Source organism: Paraburkholderia phytofirmans (genome assembly GCF_046028095.1).
GTDB lineage: Bacteria > Pseudomonadota > Gammaproteobacteria > Burkholderiales > Burkholderiaceae > Paraburkholderia > Paraburkholderia phytofirmans_A.
In genome coordinates, this window is the sequence record NZ_JAQQDJ010000012.1 from 171,190 (window position 1) to 190,226 (window position 19,037).

The 19,037-nt window shown below is 61.6% G+C and carries 16 protein-coding genes and 1 tRNA gene; 3 read left to right on the forward strand and 14 right to left on the reverse strand.

Going from position 1 to position 19,037, the window contains the following annotated elements; translation table 11 throughout:
- Positions 1-56 precede the first annotated feature (56 nt).
- From PQR54_RS29465 to PQR54_RS29505, 9 genes are all read right to left on the reverse strand, one after another.
- Positions 57-1,190 (reverse strand): porin, encoded by a 1,134-nt coding sequence (locus tag PQR54_RS29465; protein WP_408251921.1) that lies wholly within the window; start codon positions 1,188-1,190, stop codon positions 57-59.
- A gap of 893 nt (positions 1,191-2,083) precedes the next feature.
- Entirely contained in the window at positions 2,084-2,257 is a 174-nt protein-coding gene (locus PQR54_RS29470; protein WP_408251923.1) for a hypothetical protein, read from the reverse strand.
- Positions 2,258-2,451: 194 nt separating this feature from the next.
- On the reverse strand, positions 2,452-2,658 hold the full coding sequence (locus PQR54_RS29475) for a hypothetical protein (protein ID WP_408251925.1): 207 nt from the start codon (positions 2,656-2,658) through the stop codon (positions 2,452-2,454).
- Positions 2,659-3,125: 467 nt separating this feature from the next.
- Positions 3,126-3,213 (reverse strand) — tRNA-Ile (locus PQR54_RS29480).
- A gap of 153 nt (positions 3,214-3,366) precedes the next feature.
- Positions 3,367-5,772 carry an RNA polymerase sigma factor RpoD gene (gene rpoD, locus PQR54_RS29485; RefSeq protein WP_408251927.1) on the reverse strand — a complete coding sequence of 802 codons (2,406 nt, stop codon included), beginning with the start codon at positions 5,770-5,772 and terminating at the stop codon, positions 3,367-3,369.
- 91 nt (positions 5,773-5,863) lie between these two features.
- Positions 5,864-7,729: a DNA primase gene (gene dnaG, locus PQR54_RS29490; protein WP_408251929.1), complete on the reverse strand. Its 1,866-nt coding sequence runs from the start codon at positions 7,727-7,729 to the stop codon at positions 5,864-5,866.
- An 81-nt stretch (positions 7,730-7,810) separates the two neighbouring features.
- Positions 7,811-8,257: a GatB/YqeY domain-containing protein gene (locus tag PQR54_RS29495; RefSeq protein WP_408251931.1), complete on the reverse strand. Its 447-nt coding sequence runs from the start codon at positions 8,255-8,257 to the stop codon at positions 7,811-7,813.
- Positions 8,258-8,492: 235 nt separating this feature from the next.
- Complete coding sequence (rpsU, locus tag PQR54_RS29500) at positions 8,493-8,705, reverse strand: 30S ribosomal protein S21 (RefSeq protein WP_408251933.1); 213 nt, start codon at positions 8,703-8,705, stop codon at positions 8,493-8,495.
- 68 nt (positions 8,706-8,773) lie between these two features.
- Complete coding sequence (locus PQR54_RS29505) at positions 8,774-9,991, reverse strand: BaiN/RdsA family NAD(P)/FAD-dependent oxidoreductase (protein WP_408251935.1); 1,218 nt, start codon at positions 9,989-9,991, stop codon at positions 8,774-8,776.
- Positions 9,992-10,112: 121 nt separating this feature from the next.
- Here PQR54_RS29505 and tsaD point away from each other — a divergent pair, with 121 nt between their 5' ends.
- Positions 10,113-11,141, forward strand: a complete 1,029-nt coding sequence (tsaD, locus tag PQR54_RS29510; protein WP_408252059.1) for a tRNA (adenosine(37)-N6)-threonylcarbamoyltransferase complex transferase subunit TsaD — start codon at positions 10,113-10,115, stop codon at positions 11,139-11,141.
- Between the two features lie 78 nt (positions 11,142-11,219).
- Here the strand turns inward: tsaD and folE2 are convergent, their stop codons facing one another.
- From folE2 to PQR54_RS29530, 4 genes are all read right to left on the reverse strand, one after another.
- Complete coding sequence (gene folE2 / locus PQR54_RS29515; protein WP_408251937.1) at positions 11,220-12,026, reverse strand: GTP cyclohydrolase FolE2; 807 nt, start codon at positions 12,024-12,026, stop codon at positions 11,220-11,222.
- 255 nt (positions 12,027-12,281) lie between these two features.
- Positions 12,282-14,189 (reverse strand): 1-deoxy-D-xylulose-5-phosphate synthase, encoded by a 1,908-nt coding sequence (gene dxs / locus PQR54_RS29520; RefSeq protein ID WP_408251939.1) that lies wholly within the window; start codon positions 14,187-14,189, stop codon positions 12,282-12,284.
- A gap of 85 nt (positions 14,190-14,274) precedes the next feature.
- Positions 14,275-15,156 carry a polyprenyl synthetase family protein gene (locus PQR54_RS29525; protein WP_408251941.1) on the reverse strand — a complete coding sequence of 294 codons (882 nt, stop codon included), beginning with the start codon at positions 15,154-15,156 and terminating at the stop codon, positions 14,275-14,277.
- Entirely contained in the window at positions 15,153-15,461 is a 309-nt protein-coding gene (locus PQR54_RS29530; RefSeq protein WP_012428576.1) for an exodeoxyribonuclease VII small subunit, read from the reverse strand. Before PQR54_RS29530 ends, PQR54_RS29525 begins: the two co-directional genes overlap by 4 nt.
- A gap of 286 nt (positions 15,462-15,747) precedes the next feature.
- Here PQR54_RS29530 and PQR54_RS29535 point away from each other — a divergent pair, with 286 nt between their 5' ends.
- Positions 15,748-16,854, forward strand: a complete 1,107-nt coding sequence (locus tag PQR54_RS29535) for an aromatic ring-hydroxylating oxygenase subunit alpha (protein WP_408251943.1) — start codon at positions 15,748-15,750, stop codon at positions 16,852-16,854.
- Between the two features lie 255 nt (positions 16,855-17,109).
- A complete protein-coding gene (locus PQR54_RS29540; RefSeq protein ID WP_408251945.1) occupies positions 17,110-17,979 on the forward strand; it encodes a sulfurtransferase in 870 nt (289 codons plus the stop codon).
- A 121-nt stretch (positions 17,980-18,100) separates the two neighbouring features.
- On the opposite strand, the gene PQR54_RS29545 is transcribed toward PQR54_RS29540, so the two are convergent.
- Positions 18,101-18,973, reverse strand: a complete 873-nt coding sequence (locus PQR54_RS29545; protein ID WP_408251947.1) for a dienelactone hydrolase family protein — start codon at positions 18,971-18,973, stop codon at positions 18,101-18,103.
- Between the last annotated feature and the right edge of the window lie 64 nt (positions 18,974-19,037).

Below are 19,037 nucleotides of genomic sequence, written 5' to 3' on the forward strand. Positions count from 1 at the left end.
AAAAAAAGGTGCCGCGAACGGCACCTTTTCGTACAACAACCAGCTTCTGTTGAAGCTTAGAAGCGGTGACGCAGACCGACCGTAGCAGCCGTCTGGTTCTTCGACGACGACGGCAGTTGCGTGTTGTCGCCGCTGTAGATCGAAGCGACACCGCCGTCGCCCATTGCGTGCTGGTACACGGCTTGAGCGTAGACGTCCGTACGACGCGACAGCGAGTAGTCAGCCTGCACGCCGATCTGGTGGTAGCGCACCGACTCCGAACCACCGTTCGCGCCAACGCCGTAGCCCTTGCCGTCCGTGAACGTGTAAGCCACGCCCAGGCCCAGAGCCGGGGTCAGGTTGTACTTGCCGTTGACTTCGTAGTTGTTAGCGCGCAGCGATTGCTGACCGCCCACGAAGTTGTCCGAACGCGATTGCGTCCATGCCAGACCGACGGTTGCCGGGCCGAATGCGTACGAACCAGCAACGCCGAATTCACGTTGACGGAAGTTGCCGACGTTGCCTGCCAGTGCGTTGACGTACGAACCGTCCGAAGCACCCGTGTTACCTGCGCCCGGGTTGTTTTGCTGTGCGTAAGCAGCGCCCAGGTGCAGACCTTGCCACTGGTATGCAGCACCGACGCTGTATTCGCGGTTGTTTGCGAATGCGCCAGCCTGGTTCGAGAAGCCGTACGTGCCGCCGAACGAGAAGCCAGCGTAGTTAGCGCTCGAGTACTTGACCGAGTTGTTGACTGCGTAGCCGCCGTTCGTGTTCAGGTTGTCGTTGTTGAACGGGTGCGCGAAGTACGTACCGCCCCAGCTGCCCGTTGCGGTCAGCGGTGCCAGGTAGTCTTGAGCTGCGTCATATTGACGGCCCAGCGTGACCGTACCGAATTGCGCGCTCGACAGACCTACGAACGCTTGACGGTTGAACATGCCGTTGTTGTTAGCGAACTTGCCGTTGTTGATGTTGAAGCCGCTTTCCAACGTGAAGATAGCCTTCAGACCGCCACCCAGATCTTCCGAACCGCGCAGACCGAACATGCTTTGGTTGATGCCGCCGCTACCAGCTGCCCACTTTGCGTTGTGGTTGACGTTGCTGGTGTACGTCAGGCCCGCGTCCAGCAGACCATACAGGGTCACGCTGCTTTGTGCGTGAGCGACGGAGGCGAACGATGCGGCAACCGCAACGACGATGAGACTCTTTTTCATGCGTGGGACTCCTGTTCGATAAATTTACGCGGGGAGCGGGACCTGACTCGGCAGCGTGTGCATCGCACCTGTTGCCGCCCTTTAACCGGCCCGTTCTGGACCGTCGGGCACCCTTGAAACGAAGCGTGAGTGTAGGGGGACGCCCTAGTAGCGAGGTCGGCAATTCACGCAACAGGATTTTTCGTAATCAGCAACAATCCGATTGCCGCACGCATTAAGTCTTTGTTTTCCCGACGTTTATAGCCAAATCAGGCAGGTGTCGCACCTGCCGTGGCCATAAGTAATTTGCAACTTCTCAATATATTAAGTTGCGTGCATGCAACAGCGTTTTAATAATCGTGACGTAATCGGGTCGGAGCAATTAGGAAATTGAAGGCGCGTGATCGCCCGGAAAGGAGGCAATTAGGCTGCATGCATTCGGCCGGTATAAATTTATTTTAGAAAACCGGGAACTTAATTGAATTGATGTGATCGCGTTACTCGCATCGAATTAGCCCGCCTTTTAATCGCTTTGACCATTAACTTCTTTTGCGAGGGCAATTGAATTTGACGGGTGCTTTTTTATTCTGGCGCTGTGCAGCAGAGCAGTTCGATAGCGCTGAAGATCCGTGTGCTCGGCGGATGTGCCGCCGGCGCACGCCTGTCGCGTGCAACGGTTAACGGCATATAGTCCCGGAAAGATCCATAGCGCGTTTTCACAAAGCCCGTGCGTCGAAGGGAAAAGCCTTCAGCACGGGCATTGCCCGGAGGTGAGTTGCGGCGCCGGCCGCCGCGTGACAAGAACCCGTGCTGAAAGCGGATGGCAAACATCGAACAGCCTTCCACCTTCATTAAACGGCACGAGCGTGCCATTCTTTTACACGGAGTTTCCCTAGTTCCCCACAACCACGGCCTTATGGCTTGTCTTGCGACCGCCGCAGCGCCTCCTCGTCCTCGGGTGAAGCGCCCGGCGCGAGCGGATCGGTTTCGGGCGGCACACCCGGCAATGGACGCGGTTGCTCGCCCGGTTCGTCGAGCGGCTGGTTGGCAGGATCGGCGACGGGGTCGATGGTGGGATCGGTTTGCATGATGAGCATCCTGAGTATGGGAATGTTTCCCAACGCTCAGCGCGCAACGGCTATTCCCGAAGGCCCTGCGGCTACGGCCGGACTGCTGGCCTTCGCGTGATGATCTCGATCAGTGGATGTCCGGCTGTAGAAATTGCCTCAATGAGCGGCGAAACTTTCAACGCCCAATCGCGGACCCTGCCCCGTGTCACGGACTATTGACGATCGAGCCGCGAGCGCGGCATCTCACCGGCCAATCCGGTCAGGAACGGCTCCAACCCGAACAGCCACGCAAAACAGAATGTGACGCGCGACAACGCGCTGATTTGCCGTTGCGGCACGCCCGCGTGCTCGCTTTCCGGCGACGTAGGCAACAAGGGTTGAGTCTGGACAAACTCATCAGCGGTGTGGTCAGGTCGCATGGTCGTTCTCGTTATTGATATGGTTTGGAAGCCGTGCTTACGCAAACGACGTGCCACTCTCACCCAGCGGACTTTGGGTCGACTGGCACTCAGATTAGCGCTGCTATCGACATGGAGTCTGTGCGTCAGAGCGCCAACGGAAAACCAGCGAACGACGAGACGAATCCCGGAAGCGACGGATTAAATCCGTCGGAGTTTGCGCCGACGAACGCAAAAGGAATGACGATATTTCCGCAGCGTGAAATGTGTTGCCTAACACGCGCGCCTGAGTTCGCAGCGATCAATTTCAAGCGCGTCTGAATGCCGCCCATATGGCGACGAGCACCTTTTATCCAGCTGGATAGAAATCCTCCGCGCGCAGCTTAATGGCGGAACGGAAGTGACATATTGCCGCACTCAATATCCATTTCACGCCATACAAACAAAAAGGGTTCCGACATTATCGGAACCCTTTCGTTTCGCATCATTGGTGGGCCGGGTCGGATTCGAACCGACGATGTCCTTTCGGAGGCGGATTATGAGTCCGCTGCCTGCAACCAGCACGGCGTCCGGCCCAAGAAAAAAGACCCGGTCGTGAAGGCCGGGCCTATTCGTTGATTGGCCGACATACTACACGAAAAAGGGGCCTTCGCAACCGCTTCGCTACGGCGAAACAACCGCGAGGCCCCTTCAAACCGCTACATCATTTGCAACCAACGCCAGCTTCGATCAATTCCCTTCGAGGAACGACTTCAGCTTGTCCGAACGGCTCGGGTGACGCAGCTTGCGCAGCGCCTTCGCCTCGATCTGACGAATCCGTTCACGCGTCACGTCGAACTGCTTGCCGACTTCTTCGAGCGTGTGATCGGTGCTCATCTCGATACCGAAACGCATGCGCAGCACCTTCGCTTCACGCGGCGTCAGCGAGTCGAGCACGTCCTTCACGACATCGCGCATGCTGGCATGCAAAGCGGCGTCGGCCGGCGCAACCGTGTTGTTGTCTTCGATGAAGTCGCCCAGATGCGAATCGTCGTCGTCACCGATCGGCGTTTCCATTGAGATCGGCTCCTTCGCGATCTTCATGATCTTGCGGATCTTGTCTTCCGGCATTTCCATCTTCTCGGCCAGCGTTGCCGGATCCGGCTCGAGACCGGTTTCCTGCAGAATCTGACGCGAGATGCGGTTCATCTTGTTGATCGTTTCGATCATGTGAACCGGAATCCGGATCGTGCGCGCCTGGTCGGCGATCGAACGCGTAATGGCTTGACGGATCCACCACGTTGCGTACGTGGAGAACTTGTAGCCGCGACGATATTCGAACTTGTCCACCGCCTTCATCAGACCGATGTTGCCTTCCTGAATCAGGTCGAGGAACTGCAAACCACGGTTCGTGTACTTCTTCGCGATCGAGATCACGAGACGCAAGTTCGCCTCGGTCATTTCGCGCTTCGCCTGACGCGCCTTCAATTCGCCCGCCGCCATCTGACGGTTGGTTTCCTTCAGGTCTTTCAGCGGCAGCACGACGCGCGCTTGCAGATCCAGCAGACGTTGTTGCTGTTCGCGAATAGCCGGAATGTTCCGCGTGAGGATCGCGCTATAAGCGTGACCTTCACCGACGATCTTATCGGCCCACTCGAGATCCGTTTCGCTGCCCGGGAAACGCGCGATGAATTCCGCACGCGGCATGCCGCACTTGTCGACCACCGTATGCAAAATCTGACGCTCGACCTGACGCACTTCGTCCACCTGCGCGCGCAGCGTGTCGCACAGACGCTCTACCGTACGCGCGGTGAAGCGGATCGTCATGAGCTCGTTCTGGATCGTTTCCTGCGCCTTCAGATACGACTTGGACTTGTAGCCTTCCTTCTCGAACGCGCGACGCATCTTGTCGAACCATTCGCTGATCATCGCGAACTTTTCGAGCGACGCACGCTTGAGCGCTTCCATCTGCGCTGCGTTGGCCGTGGCTTGCGCCGTGCCGTCGTCTTCTTCCTCGTCTTCTTCCGAGTCTTCTTCGACTTCCTCGTCTTCGCTCTCGATCGCTTCCGCTTCTTGCGCGGAGAAACCGTCCGCGTCTTCCGCGTTGGCGTCGATCAGGCCGTCGACCAGTTCGTCGATGCGAATTTCCTCATTCGCGACGCGCTCGGCCATTGCCAGGATGTCGGCGATCGTGGTCGGGCATGCGGAGATGGCCATCACCATGTGCTTCAGGCCGTCTTCGATCCGCTTGGCGATTTCGATTTCGCCTTCGCGCGTGAGCAGTTCGACCGTGCCCATTTCACGCATGTACATGCGGACCGGATCCGTAGTGCGGCCGAATTCCGAGTCGACGGTGGACAGCGCGACTTCCGCTTCCTCTTCCACTTCGTCGTCGGACGAAGCCGCCGGCGCGTTGTCGTTCAGCAGCAGCGTTTCAGCGTCGGGGGCCTGCTCGTACACCGCCACGCCCATGTCGTTGAACGTGCTGATGATGCCTTCGATCGCCTCGGTCTCGGTGAAGTTATCCGGCAGGTGGTCGTTGATCTCAGCGTACGTGAGGAAGCCGCGTTCCTTGCCGAGCTTGATCAGCGCGCGCAGTTTGGAGCGGCGCTCCTCGAGTTCCTCGACCGTGCCCGGCTGTGACGACGCGAAAGCGTCTTTCAGCAGCGCTTTTTCCTTTGCACGACGGTCGCGAGCCTTGGCCTTTTCCACCTTGGCCGGAGCAGCAGCCGCGGGGTTTTCTTCGCTTTGGGTTGCGTCGTCATCGACGGGTACTTCGTTCAGCTTTTTCGTCATGGAGTTCGCCGTACCGGCTGTAGTCTCGACTCGCGGCTGGTGGACGCCAGCCGGTTGAACCGTGGATACTGGAACCTCGCGCACTACCGCATCGTCCTGCGCGGCAGCCGCTTCCCTTGCGCTTCTGACACCCGACCCCTTCGTGGCCGGTACTGCTACAACTTTCGCCGCCCTGACCGGCTCGGCTCGCGCAGCCGAACTGGTCGAGGACTTCTTCCCGGCAACTGGTGCAACACTGACCGCAGACGCTTTTTTGACAGAAGAAACTAACCTGGCTTCGGTGACCTTTCTGGTCGGCTCCTTGGAGCTTGTGCCTGTCGTTTTCTTTCCGCCCGTTGTTCCGCCCGCAGTCTTTGCCATCGCATCGCCTTTTCGCCTTTGCTAGGAAAACCCTTGAAAAACAAACCGCTGGAAACCTTTTATTATAGCACCGAGGGTCTCCGCGCTCCGCCTACAGCCCGAGCTGGCGCTTCATGTCAGCCCGCTTCCGATTGAGCTCCGAGAGCTCCGCAAACTCCTCCGGCGTGTGCCGGGATTGCCGCGAAAGCTGCTCGAGACGATCGCAGTAAGCGTCGTACCGCATCTTCAGGATCGCCGCCTTCAGCTCTTCTCCAACGATCCGCTCCTGCTCGCGCCGTTCCTCGATGACGGTCGCATCTTCCGGGTCCTTCAGCAGCAAATCCCGGACGTTTTCATCATAGTCTAGAATTTTGCGAAAGATTTCCTCGAAAGTTGGGGCGTTCGCGCCGTTTCGCAATAGGTCGGACAACAACTGAAACTCCGCCGAATCGCCCAGCGCACGCGCGTGCGTCGTCACTTCCTCGAACAGTTCGCCGTGCCGCGTGACCGTGAGCAACGCCTGTTCGGCCTCTTCGTCCAGCACGCCCACGGTGCGCGGATACATCACCAGATTGCGCAGCGTTTTTTCCTCGATACCGGTCACACTGCGCCGGTCTTTGCGGGCCGGTGCGGCGCGGGCCGCCGCCGCGATCCGGGAATCGACCTCGCACAGCGCGGCGACTTCGTCGAACGGCACATCGAGCCGGTCGGCGAACATATGCATGATCTGCGCGCGCAGGGCATTGGCCGGCAGCGCCTGCAGCAGCGGTTTGGCGTCGAACAGCGCGCGGGCGCGGCCTTCCGGCTGATCCAGCTCCTTGCCGGTCAGCACTTCGTTCAGCATGAACTGCGACAGCGGCATGGCCCGCTCGACCTGCTCGGCAAAGGCCTCGGTGCCGTATTCACGCACGTAACTGTCCGGATCGTGCTCGGACGGCAAAAACAGAAACCGGATGGTCCGGTTGTCCGCCGCGTGCGGCAGACAGGCATCCAGCGCCCGGCGAGCGGCGCGCCGGCCGGCCGAATCGCCGTCGAAACTGAAGATGACCGTGTCGGTCTGGCGCATCAGTTTCTGCACATGAATCGGCGTGCAGGCCGTGCCGAGCGTGGCGACCGCGTTCTGGAACCCCAATTGGGCCAGCGCAACCACGTCCATGTAGCCTTCCACGACCAGCACGTAGTGTTGTTCGCGGATCGCCAGACGCGCCTCGAACAGCCCATACAGCTCGCTGCCCTTGTTAAATAAAGGCGTTTCGGGCGAATTCAAATATTTGGGCTCGCCGCTGTCCAGCACGCGGCCGCCGAAGCCGATCACCTGCCCTTTCACATTGCGAATCGGGAACATGATCCGCTCGCGAAAGCGGTCGTAGCGGCGGTTCTGGCCTTGAGCGTCGGACTTTTCGCTGACAATCACCAAACCCGATTCGACCAGTGCATCGTCGCGGTAGTTCGGAAAGGCCGGTTCGAGGTTCTGCCAGCCGTCCGGGGCGTAGCCGAGTCCGAAACGGGCGGCGATCTCGCCGGTCAAGCCGCGCTTCTTAAGATACTGAATCGCGACCGGCGAGCTGCGCAGTTGCTTGCGGTAGAAGTCGCAGGCGGTCTGCATGACATCGGAAAGCGCGGTGGTGACCGCTTTGGATGCTGCCGGCGCATAGCCGCCGGACCCGCCGCCATAGCCGGGCGACGGCTCGTTCGGCACGGTCAGCCCGACGGACTGCGCCAACTCATTGACTGCCTCGGGAAACGAGGACCCGACGTGCTCCATCAGGAACCCGATCGCCGTACCATGCGCGCCGCAACCGAAGCAGTGATAGAACTGTTTAGTCGGACTAACCGTAAACGAAGGGCTTTTCTCGTTATGGAACGGGCACAGCCCCATGAAGTTCGCGCCGCCCTTTTTCAGCTGCACATACCGGCCGACCACGTCGACGATATCGACGCGGTTGAGCAGGTCCTGCAGGAATGACGGTGGAATCACAGTAAATGACGCTGCCTTAAAAAAACTCAACGCCGCGCACGCCGTCGAAAAACAGCGTGCACGACGCGAAAATACGGAAATTTACTTCGCGAGCGCGGCTTTGACTTGCGTCGAAACAGCGGTCATGTCGGCGCGGCCGGCCAGCTTCGGCTTGAGCACGCCCATCACCTTGCCCATGTCCTGCGGTCCGGCTGCGCCGGTTTGCGCTACCGCAGCCTGGACTTCGGCAACGATCTCGGCCTCGGACATCTGCTCCGGCATATAAGCAGACAAGATCGCCAGCTCGGCCTTTTCCTTGTCGGCCAGATCGGTGCGGCCAGCGGCTTCGAACTGGCTGATCGAATCCTTTCGCTGCTTGATCATCTTGTCGATGACAGCGGTGATCGCGGTGTCGTCGAGCGTGATGCGCTCGTCGACTTCGCGCTGCTTGATCGCGGCGAGCAGCAGGCGGACCGTGCCGAGACGCTCGGTCTCACGTGCCCGCATGGCGGCCTTCATATCGTCGTTGATCCGGTCCTTGAGACTCATCACTCACCTGAATGCGTTGGAATTTGAAAAACCGGCCAGATCAACCACCTGCACACGCGCATCAACACGAATACCCGCTTGGGACTGCTTCCTCAAGCGGGTTGGCACCCTGTGCGTGGTGGTTGCGACCCTGCCGGCTGGCCCGAAGGGCCGTGTTTTCCGTGATGGCGCCTGTCGCGCCCTCACCGGTTGGATGTCGCCGCTCCGTTAGACGGGAACCGCGGCAACGCCAGAATCAGTAGAACTTCTTTGGCAGCATCTGGCTACGCAGACGCTTGAAATGACGCTTCACCGCGGACGCCTTCTTGCGCTTGCGCTCGGCCGTAGGCTTTTCGTAAAACTCGCGAGCGCGAAGTTCCGTCAGCAAGCCGTTTTTCTCCATGGTGCGCTTGAACCGGCGCATGGCAACTTCAAACGGCTCGTTGTCTTTTACGCGGATGGTCGTCATTTTTCAATAACGGAACTTTGTAAAGGTTCAGGAGTATAGCAGAGCTTTCTCACAAAGCCAGAGCGCCGTCAAGCCCCTCTGGCGTACTCCGCGGCCGCTTCGCCGGCCGCCACACCCGACGCCCAGGCCCACTGAAAATTGTAGCCGCCCAGCCAGCCGGTTACGTCGACGGCTTCGCCGATGAAGTACAAGCCCGGCGCGCGCGCGCTCATCATCGTCGACGATGACAGGTCGCGCGTGTCGATGCCGCCGCGCGTCACTTCGGCTTTGCGGTAGCCTTCCGTGCCGTTGGGCGTGAGCGTCCAGCGCGACAGCGCCTCGCCGACGCGGCGCAGGGTTTTGTCCGGCAAATCGGCCACGCGGGCTTCGGCGGGAATCTGATGGGTTTCCAGCCAGACATGGGCGAGCCGCTGCGGGACCCATTCCGACAACAGATTGGCGATCTGCCGCTTCGTGCCGGTCTTCGCTTCCAGCAAGGCGGTCGTAGCGTCATGCTCCGGCAGCAAGTTGATGTGAATCGGCTCGCCGGGCTGCCAATAACTCGATATTTGCAGCACACCCGGGCCGGAAAGACCGCGGTGAGTGAGCAGCAGGTCTTCGTTGAATTCGGCGCCGGTCTTTTTGTTGCCGGTCGTCAGTTGCACTTCCAGCGAGACGCCGGACAGCGCCGCGAACGGCTCCCAGTCTGCCGCTGCAAAGGTCAGCGGAACCAGCGCCGGGCGCGTGTCGATCAGCTTGTGACCGAACTGCTTGGCAAGCCGGTAGGCGAAATCGGTGGCGCCGATCTTGGGGATCGACAGCCCGCCCGTAGCAATCACAAGTGCGCGTGCCGTAATCGGCCCCGACTGCGTATCCAGCGTGAAACGCCCTTCCGGATCCTGTCGCACCTGCTCGACCGCGAGCGGCGTGCGCCACGCCACGCGGCCCGCGTCGCACTCGTTCTTCAGCACATTGATGACCGCGTCGCTCGACTGGTCGCAGAAGAGCTGGCCTTTGTGCTTCTCGTGCCACGTCACATGATGACGCTTGAGGAGCGCCATGAAGTCGCGCGGTGTATAGCGCGCGAGCGCCGAGCGGCAAAAATGCGGATTGGCCGACAAGTAATTAGCCGGGCCGGCATACAGATTCGTGAAGTTACAGCGGCCGCCGCCGGAGATGCGGATTTTCTCCGCGAGACGCTGCGAGTGGTCGATCAGCACCACGCGACGGCCGAGTTGTCCGGCCACCGCCGCGCACATCATGCCGGCCGCACCTGCGCCGATCACTGCGATATCGAAGGATTCCATGGGGCCGCATTGTACCTGCGCGTCGGCGGCGCCTTGCCCGCGCTGCTATACTTTCAGGCTTGCCTTCTCACTTTCGGGCGCTGGAGTTTTGTCACTTCGGCGGCCGCTCAAGCTCACCATCATGCTCGTTCTCGGCATCGAAAGCTCTTGCGACGAAACCGGTCTCGCGCTCTACGACACGGAGCGCGGCCTGCTCGCGCACGCGTTGCATTCGCAAATCGCGATGCATCGGGAGTACGGCGGCGTGGTGCCGGAACTGGCGTCGCGCGATCACATCCGGCGCGCGCTGCCGCTGCTCGAAGAGGTGATGGAACGCGCCGGCGCGGCCCGCGGCGACATCGACGCGATCGCCTACACGCAAGGCCCCGGTCTCGCGGGCGCGCTGCTGGTTGGCGCGAGCGTCGCCAATTCGCTGGCCATGGCGTGGGACAAGCCGACCATCGGCATTCATCACCTTGAAGGGCATTTGCTGTCGCCGCTGCTGGTGGATGAGCCGCCGCCGTTCCCGTTTGTCGCGCTGCTGGTGTCCGGCGGTCACACGCAACTGATGCGCGTGACCGACGTGGGCGTCTACGAGACGCTCGGCGAGACGCTGGACGACGCCGCCGGCGAAGCCTTCGACAAAACCGCCAAACTGCTCGGCCTGGGTTACCCGGGCGGCCCGGAAGTCTCGCGCATGGCCGAATTCGGCACGCCGGGCGCGGTGGTCCTGCCGCGTCCCATGCTGCATTCCGGCGACCTCGATTTCAGCTTCAGCGGCTTGAAAACCGCTGTCCTCACGCACGCCAAGAAGCTCGGCGGCGCGAATATCTGCGAGCAGGCGAAAGCCGATCTGGCGCGTGGTTTCGTCGACGCGGCAGTCGACGTTCTGGCTGCCAAGTCGCTGGCCGCGCTCAAGAAGACCAAGCTCAACCGGTTGGTCGTCGCGGGCGGTGTCGGCGCGAACCGGCAGTTGCGCGAGGCACTGTCCGCTGCCGCGAAGAAGCGCAATTTCTATGTGCACTATCCGGACCTGTCGCTGTGCACGGACAACGGCGCGATGATCGCGCTGGCCGGCGCCTTGCGACTGCAGCGCTGGCCAGATCAGTCGGGCAAGGACTACGCGTTCACGGTGAAGCCGCGCTGGGATCTGACGTCCCTCGCACGCTGAGTCCTGTATTCGTTTGGCCGTAAAAAAAGCCGCTTTCAAAAGAAGCGGCTTTTTTGTTCGATTCAGCTAAAGCGCGTATCAAGCCGCCCGTTTATCCCGCTCGATCACCGCGTACGCGCTGTGATTGTGAATCGACTCGAAGTTCTCGGCTTCCAGCACATAGGCTACGATCCGCTCATCCGCGTTCAAACGCTGCGCGACGTCGCGCACGAGGTCTTCGACGAACTTCGGATTTTCATAAGCGCGCTCGGTGACGAACTTCTCGTCCGGGCGCTTGAGCAAGCCCCACAGTTCGCACGAGGCTTCTTCTTCGGCGATACGGATCAGTTCTTCCACGGCCACGTCGCCCGCCAGTTCGGCGTTGATGGTGACGTGCGAGCGCTGGTTATGCGCGCCGTACTGCGAGATCTTCTTCGAACACGGGCACAGGCTCGTCACTGGCACCAGCACCTGCAGGAACAGACGCGTCGCACCGTTGCGAGTCTCGCCCGTCAGCGTGACTTCGTAGTCGAGCAGGCTTTGCACGCCCGACACCGGCGCGGTCTTGTTCACGAAATACGGGAACGACACCTCGATGCGGCCAGCCTCGGCCTCGAGCTTTTCGAGCATCGCGGCGAGCATGGCGCGGAACGTGGCCGGCTCCAGCGGAGCCTTGTTCTCTTCCAGCAACGCGACGAAACGCGACATGTGCGTGCCCTTCTGGTCAGCCGGCAGATGCACGTCGAGATTCCACGTGCCGACCGTCGGCTGCACCTCGCCGCTTTGCGTGCGCACCGTCAGCGGATGGCGCACGGCCTTCACGCCGACCCGTTGAATCGGGATCTGACGGGTGTCGGGCGTGCTTTGTACATCGGGCATCACAAAGGCGGGATTCATCTGATTCATCTTCTTGTCCTTTCAGGAAACGCCGGACTGCCCCGCGTCTTTCGCCCGCAGAAAAGCCCTTCGGGCAGTCCGCTCGCGAGGGCTGTCGCGAAGCGACAGGCTCGGCGGCTCCCGGCGGCCGCGCGGATCAAGGCGCGCAACGGCGAACGCCGGCCCTTGCCGGCGTTGGATGATGGGCCCGAAGGCCCACCGATTCAAGTTGGAGATTGCTTATGGCCGCCATGGCACGGCGACCGAACCGCGAGCGGCGACGCTTTACGCGACGCGCTTCACCGACGACTGGCCGCCGACCGCGCCGCTCGACAGGAAGCGCTCGCGGATCGACTTGGTGATACCCGCGGCGTCGAGACCACACGCGGCGAGCAGCTTGGCCGGGTCCCCATGATCGATGAACCGATCGGGAAGGCCCAATTGTAGTACGGGTCGCATAACCCCACTTTCAAGCAGGGCTTCGACGCAAGCCGAGCCCGCGCCGCCCATCACGCAGCCTTCTTCGACGGTCACGATGGCGTCGTGCGTTTCGGCCAGCTGACGGACCAGACCGGCGTCGAGCGGCTTCACGAAGCGCATGTTGGCAACCGTCGCGTCCAGTTGCTCGGCGGCGGCCAGCGAGGGCGCGACCATCGTGCCGAACGCCAGAATCGCAATACGCTTGCCAGCCGGCTGCGACGTTTCGCGACGAATCTCACCCTTGCCGAGCGGCAGCGCGGCCATCTGCTTGACAGTGGCGACGCCCGTGCCGGCGCCGCGCGGGTAGCGCACCGCCGTCGGGTTCGGCTGCTGCAACGCCGTGTACAGCATCTGGCGGCATTCGTTTTCGTCCGACGCGGCCATCACCGTCATGTTCGGGATGCAGCGCAGGAACGCCAGGTCGTAAGCACCCGCGTGCGTGGCGCCGTCCGCGCCGACCAGACCCGCGCGGTCGATGGCGAACACCACCGGCAGGTTCTGCAGCGCGACGTCGTGAATCAGCTGGTCGTAAGCGCGTTGCAGGAAGGTCGAGTAGATCGCGACCACCGGCTTCATGCCTTCCGCGGCCAAACCGCCGGCGAACGTCACCGCGTGTTGCTCGGCGATGCCGACGTCGAAGTAACGATCCGGGAAGCGCTTTTCGAACTCGACCATGCCCGAGCCTTCGCGCATGGCCGGCGTGATGCCGACCACACGTGCGTCGAGCTCGGCCGCGTCGCACAGCCATTCGCCGAACACCTGCGTGTAGGTCTTCTTCGACGGCGTGGTGGCCGGCTTGATGCCTTCAGCCGGATTGAACTTGCCCGGGCCGTGATACAGCACCGGATCGGCTTCGGCCAGCTTGTAGCCTTGGCCCTTCTTCGTCACGACGTGCAGGAATTGCGGACCGCGCAGTTCCTTGATGTTTTGCAGCGTCGGGATCAGCGAGTCGAGATCGTGACCGTCGATCGGGCCGATGTAGTTGAAGCCGAACTCTTCGAACAGCGTGGCCGGCACGATCATGCCCTTGGCGTGCTCTTCGAGCTTGCGGGCGAGATCGAGCATGGGCGGGGCAACGCGCAGCACGCGTTCGACACCGGCACGCGCGGCGGCGTAGAAGCGGCCCGACATCAGGCGCGCCAGATGGCGATTCAGCGCACCGACCGGCGGCGAAATCGACATGTCGTTGTCGTTGAGGATGACCAGCAACGGCACGTCGTCTTCGACGCCGGCGTTGTTCATCGCCTCGAACGCCATGCCGGCCGTCATTGCACCGTCGCCGATTACGGCGATGCCCGTGCGATTGTCGCCCTGCAGCTTGCTCGCGACCGCCATGCCGAGCGCGGCGGAAATCGACGTGCTGGAGTGCGCCGTGCCGAACGTGTCGTATTCCGATTCGTCGCGCTTCGGGAAGCCCGAGATGCCGCCCAGTTGACGCAGCGTGTGCATCTGGTCGCGGCGGCCCGTCAGAATTTTGTGCGGATAGGTTTGATGGCCGACGTCCCAGACGATCCGGTCGCGCGGCGTGTCGAACACATAGTGCAGAGCAATGGTCAACTCGACCGTGCCGAGGTTGGACGAAAGATGGCCGCCCGTCTGCGATACGCTGTCGAGCACGAAGGCACGCAACTCGTCGGCAAGCGGTTGCAATTGGCGGCGATCGAGGCGGCGCAAGGCTGCCGGGTCGTCAATGGTTTTCAGCAAGTCGTACATCGTCGTTCCATTGTAGGAAAACTTACGCGCCCGCACTTCATACATGCGCCTTATAACGAAGGCGCGCGGCGGCGGGCTTTCGCGTTCAGCTAACCCGGTTCACCACCAGGTCGGCCAATTCGGCAAGACGCTGCGCGCGTGCGCCAAATGGCGCCAGCGCGGCGTGAGCGTCGCTGCGCAACTGCGCTGCGAGCGCGCGCGACGCGTCGAGCCCAATAATCGACACGTAGGTCGGCTTGCCGTCCTTCGCGTCTTTACCTGCCGTTTTGCCGAGCGTCGCCGAATCGGTCGTGACGTCGAGAATATCGTCGACGACCTGAAACGCGAGGCCGACAGCGGCCGAATACGCGTCGAGCGAACGCATGGCGTCCGCGTCCGGCGTTTCGCCCGCCAGTGCGCCCATGCGCACTGCGGCGCGCAGCAAGGCGCCGGTCTTCATGCGGTGCATGGTTTCCAGTTGCGTGCGTGTCAGCGTGTGGCCGACGCTCGCCAGATCGATGGCCTGGCCCCCGCACATGCCGATCGAACCGCTCGCCAGCGCCAGTTCGCGCACCAGCGCGGCCTGCTGCGCCGGGGCCAGAACGTCCGACGTCAGCGAAACGAACGCTTGGGACTGCAGCGCGTCGCCAACCAGCAATGCCGTCGCTTCGTCATATTTGACGTGTACCGTGGGCTTGCCGCGACGCAGCGCGTCGTCGTCCATGCACGGCATGTCGTCGTGGACGAGCGAGTACACGTGGATCATCTCCAGCGCTGCTGCCGCCGCGTCGAGGCACTCGGCGCGCGCGCCTGTCAGCTCGCCGGCCGCGTGGCACAAGAGCGGGCGAACCCGCTTGCCGCCGCCCAGCACCGCGTAGCGCATTGCTTCATGCAGCGTGGCGGGCTCGGTTGCCTCGGTCGGCAGGTAATGTTCCAGTGCCGTTTCGACGCGCTCCAGTACCGAGCGCATCCATTGTTCGAATGTCATAGGTCGTCCCCGCTTTCAGTAGCGGCTGTGCCTGCGGTATTCATGGGCAGCGGCTTGAGCGTCTCGCCGTCGAGCACGCGCACCTGCTGCTCGACCTTCTCGAGCTGTTGCTGGCAAAACGCCACAAGGGCGGCGCCGCGCCGATAGGCGGTAAGCGACTCCTCGAGGCTCAGGTTGCCGCTTTCCATGCGGGCAACCAACCCTTCCAGCTCCGCCTGGGCGGCCTCGTAATTCTCGGGCAGCGGCGTGCTGTCGACGCCTTCGGCTGGCGTGGCAGCAGTATCTTTCGACGCGGTCTTCGCCATGAATAGTCGCAAAATTAAAACAAGTCGGACATTCTACGGCAAAAGCGATATTTCCGAGCCGCCGCCGCCCTACGCCTCGCCTTCCCGCTGTGCGCCGTCCCAGCAGTCTCGCAGAAAAAAAACGATCGGTCTGCGGCGAAAACGTCGAACTTTCCTGAGAATTTTGACCCAAATCAGGCACTTAACGGCCCCAAACAAGGGGAAACAGGTATAATCGCGGGCTCCCTAAATCGAAACCTTCGATGGTTGGGTTGTTCACTGCTTTCACGTCTTCACGGGAGTGGGAATGTCCAATCTGAGCAATGCATTGCAGTTGCGGTCTGTCCACAGCCAGCTGCCAGTCACGGCTTACTTTGACGAAGCGCTTCTAACGCGCGAAATCGAAACCCTTTTCAAGAAAGGTCCTCGTTACATCGGCCACGATCTCATGGTGCCCGAGGCGGGGAATTATTTTGCTTTGCCGAGCGAGAGCGAAGGGCGTGTGCTCGTCCGTAACCAGCAGTCGCAAGTCGAACTGCTGTCGAACGTGTGCCGCCACCGGCAAGCCATCATGCTCAATGGCCGCGGCCAGACGGAGAACATCGTCTGCCCCCTGCATCGCTGGACTTACGACCTGAACGGCCAGCTTCTCGGTGCGCCCCATTTTGCGGACAACCCCTGCCTGAATCTCGGCGCCACGTCGCTGCAGAACTGGCAAGGCCTGCTGTTCGAAGCGCAGGGGCGTGACGTCGCGCGTGATCTGGCGCGCCTCGGCACCAAGGAACACTTCGATTTTTCGGGCTTCATGTTCGACCACGTCGAAGTGCACGAGTGCAACTACAACTGGAAGACCTTTATCGAGGTCTATCTGGAGGACTATCACGTTGCGCCGTTCCATCCGGGCCTCGGCAGTTTCGTCAATTGCGACGACCTGACGTGGGAATTCGGCGAGTGGTACAGCGTGCAGACGGTTGGCGTGCACAAGGATCTGGAGCAGCCGGGCAGCCCCACCTACCGCAAGTGGCACGACGAAGTATTGCGCTTTCGCGGCGGCAATCCGCCCGAATTCGGCGCGATCTGGATGGTGTACTACCCGGGCATCATGATCGAGTGGTATCCGCACGTACTCGTGGTGTCGTGGCTGATTCCGCGTGGTCCGCAGCAAACCACCAACGTGGTGGAGTTCTATTACCCTGAGGAAATCGCGCTGTTCGAACGTGAGTTCGTCGAAGCCGAGCGCGCCGCCTACATGGAAACGGCCCGTGAAGACGACGAGATCGCCGAACGCATGGACGCCGGCCGCCGCGCGCTGATGAATCGCGGCGAATCGCAGGTCGGCCCGTATCAGAGCCCGATGGAAGACGGCATGCAGCACTTCCACGAATTTTTGCGGCGCGAACTCGGTACGATCTGATCGGCGCTGAATCAGATTCGCCAGATTTTTCTGGCAGTAATCAATGCATGGAAAGACGGGCTTCGGCCCGTCTTTTTTTGTTTAGACTAACGACATAGCTCGGCCAGCCGTTGGTGGCAGCAAGTTGCTCCAACGGAGCCGCCACCGCCCGCATCGAGCTTTACATGGACGCGAGTAAGCGCTAACTCGGGTCGACCGCTTTACATGGGACCCGAGTAAGCGCTAAAGCGCTAACTCGGGTCGACAGGAGACGTCATGCCGCACACTCACTACACCACTCTGATTTCCGCGACCAATCTCGCGGAACGGCTTGCCGCCGCGCCGGGCAGCGTGTTCGTCATCGATTGCCGATTCGATCTGGCCGACACGGAAGCAGGCGAAAAAGCCTATCTGGCCGGGCATCTGCCGGGCGCGCACTACCTGCATCTGGACCGCGATCTGTCGGGGCCGAAGAACGGTCACAACGGCCGCCATCCACTGCCGGATCGTGCGCGGCTTGTGGAGACGCTGGAGTCGCGCGGCCTGAAGCAGGGCCAGCAGGTCGTCGCCTATGACGCGCAAGGCGGCATGTACGCCGCTCGTGCATGGTGGCTGCTGCGCTGGCTCGGTCACGACGCGGTCGCGCTGCTCGACGGCGGACTGCAGGCGTGGGAAGCCGGCGGTCATTCGCTGACGCAGGACGCGCCGGCCCAGAACACGGGCGACTTCAAGGCAGGCGCTCCGCTGTCCGTTACAGTCGATGCGCAAACGGTCGAGCGCAATCTGGGCTCGAAAGAGCGCGTGGTGGTCGACGCGCGCGCGGCCGACCGCTATCGCGGCGAGAACGAGACGTTAGACCGTGTCGGCGGCCACATTCCGGGCGCGCTCAATCGCTTCTTTAAAGACAACCTCACCGCCGACGGCCGCTTCAAGCCGGCTCATACGTTGCGCGAGGAATATCACGCGCTGCTTGCCGACACGCCACCGGAGCACGTGGTCCTGCAATGCGGCTCGGGCGTGACGGCATGCGTGAATGCCCTCGCGATGGAAGTCGCCGGCCTGCATGGCGCGGCGTTGTATCCAGGCTCGTGGAGCGAGTGGAGTTCTGACCCGAAGCGGCCGATCGCGACGGGCGCGAATCCTTGAGCGCCTCACGGTAAGCCACACACAGCAAGTGATTAGCAAAAAGGCCGTTGCCGCATAAAAAGCGGCAACGGCCTTTTTTATCACCAGTAAGCCAGCGCGGACCGCTCAAACTACTGCAGCCTCAAGCCACCCCATGCTGCTTGAACCAGACCAGCACACGGCGCCAGCCGTCCTCGGCATCGGCCTTCTTGTAGCTCGGCCGGTAGTCCGCGAAAAACGCGTGGCCCGCATCGTCATACACGACGAATTGCGAACCCCGCCCCGCTTGCGGACCTTGCGCGATGGCCTGCTTCATCTGCTCCAACGTGTCCTGCGGGATGCTCTGATCCTGCAGTCCGTAAAGTCCCAGCACCGGCGCATGAAGCTGCGCCACCTGATCGAGTGGATTGGCCGGCATCATCGCGTTCTTTGTGCCTGTTACCCGCCCATACCAGGCAACCCCCGCCTTCAGCCCCGGGTTATGTTCGGCGTACAGCCACGCCATCCGCCCGCCCCAACAGAACCCGTTCACTCCCAGCCGCTTCAGATCGCCGCCATGCTCGCCAGCCCAGGCAGCGGTCGCGTCGAGATCGCTCATCACCTGTTCGTCCGGCACTTTGCTGACCAGTTGCTCGTTGAGTTGCTGCATGCTCGTATAAACGGTCGGATCGCCCTGCCGTTCATACAGATTCGGTGCGATCGCGAGATAACCCTGTTTGGCGAAGCGCCGGCACACGTCGGCGATATGCTCGTGCACGCCGAAAATCTCGTGCACGACGAGAATCACCGGCAAGTGCGTCTTGCCTTTCGGTTGCGCGCGATAGGCCGGCACCAGGGTATCGCCGGAGCGCACCGCGACTTCGCCGGCTTCGAGGCCGTCGCTATCGGTATGAATGGTTTGCGCCGAAACGGGCAGCACAGCGGCGGCGAAGCCAGTGCCGAGCGCGGCCTTGATGAAAGTACGCCGGTCGAAGGGGACGTGCGGGACCAGGCTGTCGATTTCGGGTTTCAGCATGCGGCGCTCCTCGGTTGAACGTTGGAGGCAACAGGATACGCCTGACACGCATCCTGTTGCAGAT

Bases quoted from the DNA above. Each gene is read 5' to 3' on its own strand.
- PQR54_RS29465 (WP_408251921.1), bottom strand. From the start codon at position 1,190: ATGAAAAAGAGTCTCATCGTCGTTGCGGTTGCCGCATCGTTCGCCTCC.
- PQR54_RS29470 (WP_408251923.1), bottom strand. From the start codon at position 2,257: ATGCAAACCGATCCCACCATCGACCCCGTCGCCGATCCTGCCAACCAG.
- PQR54_RS29475 (WP_408251925.1), bottom strand. From the start codon at position 2,658: ATGCGACCTGACCACACCGCTGATGAGTTTGTCCAGACTCAACCCTTG.
- rpoD (WP_408251927.1), bottom strand. From the start codon at position 5,772: ATGGCAAAGACTGCGGGCGGAACAACGGGCGGAAAGAAAACGACAGGC.
- PQR54_RS29495 (WP_408251931.1), bottom strand. From the start codon at position 8,257: ATGAGTCTCAAGGACCGGATCAACGACGATATGAAGGCCGCCATGCGG.
- rpsU (WP_408251933.1), bottom strand. From the start codon at position 8,705: ATGACGACCATCCGCGTAAAAGACAACGAGCCGTTTGAAGTTGCCATG.
- PQR54_RS29505 (WP_408251935.1), bottom strand. From the start codon at position 9,991: ATGGAATCCTTCGATATCGCAGTGATCGGCGCAGGTGCGGCCGGCATG.
- tsaD (WP_408252059.1), top strand. From the start codon at position 10,113: ATGCTCGTTCTCGGCATCGAAAGCTCTTGCGACGAAACCGGTCTCGCG.
- folE2 (WP_408251937.1), bottom strand. From the start codon at position 12,026: ATGAATCAGATGAATCCCGCCTTTGTGATGCCCGATGTACAAAGCACG.
- dxs (WP_408251939.1), bottom strand. From the start codon at position 14,189: ATGTACGACTTGCTGAAAACCATTGACGACCCGGCAGCCTTGCGCCGC.
- PQR54_RS29525 (WP_408251941.1), bottom strand. From the start codon at position 15,156: ATGACATTCGAACAATGGATGCGCTCGGTACTGGAGCGCGTCGAAACG.
- PQR54_RS29530 (WP_012428576.1), bottom strand. From the start codon at position 15,461: ATGGCGAAGACCGCGTCGAAAGATACTGCTGCCACGCCAGCCGAAGGC.
- PQR54_RS29535 (WP_408251943.1), top strand. From the start codon at position 15,748: ATGTCCAATCTGAGCAATGCATTGCAGTTGCGGTCTGTCCACAGCCAG.
- PQR54_RS29540 (WP_408251945.1), top strand. From the start codon at position 17,110: ATGCCGCACACTCACTACACCACTCTGATTTCCGCGACCAATCTCGCG.
- PQR54_RS29545 (WP_408251947.1), bottom strand. From the start codon at position 18,973: ATGCTGAAACCCGAAATCGACAGCCTGGTCCCGCACGTCCCCTTCGAC.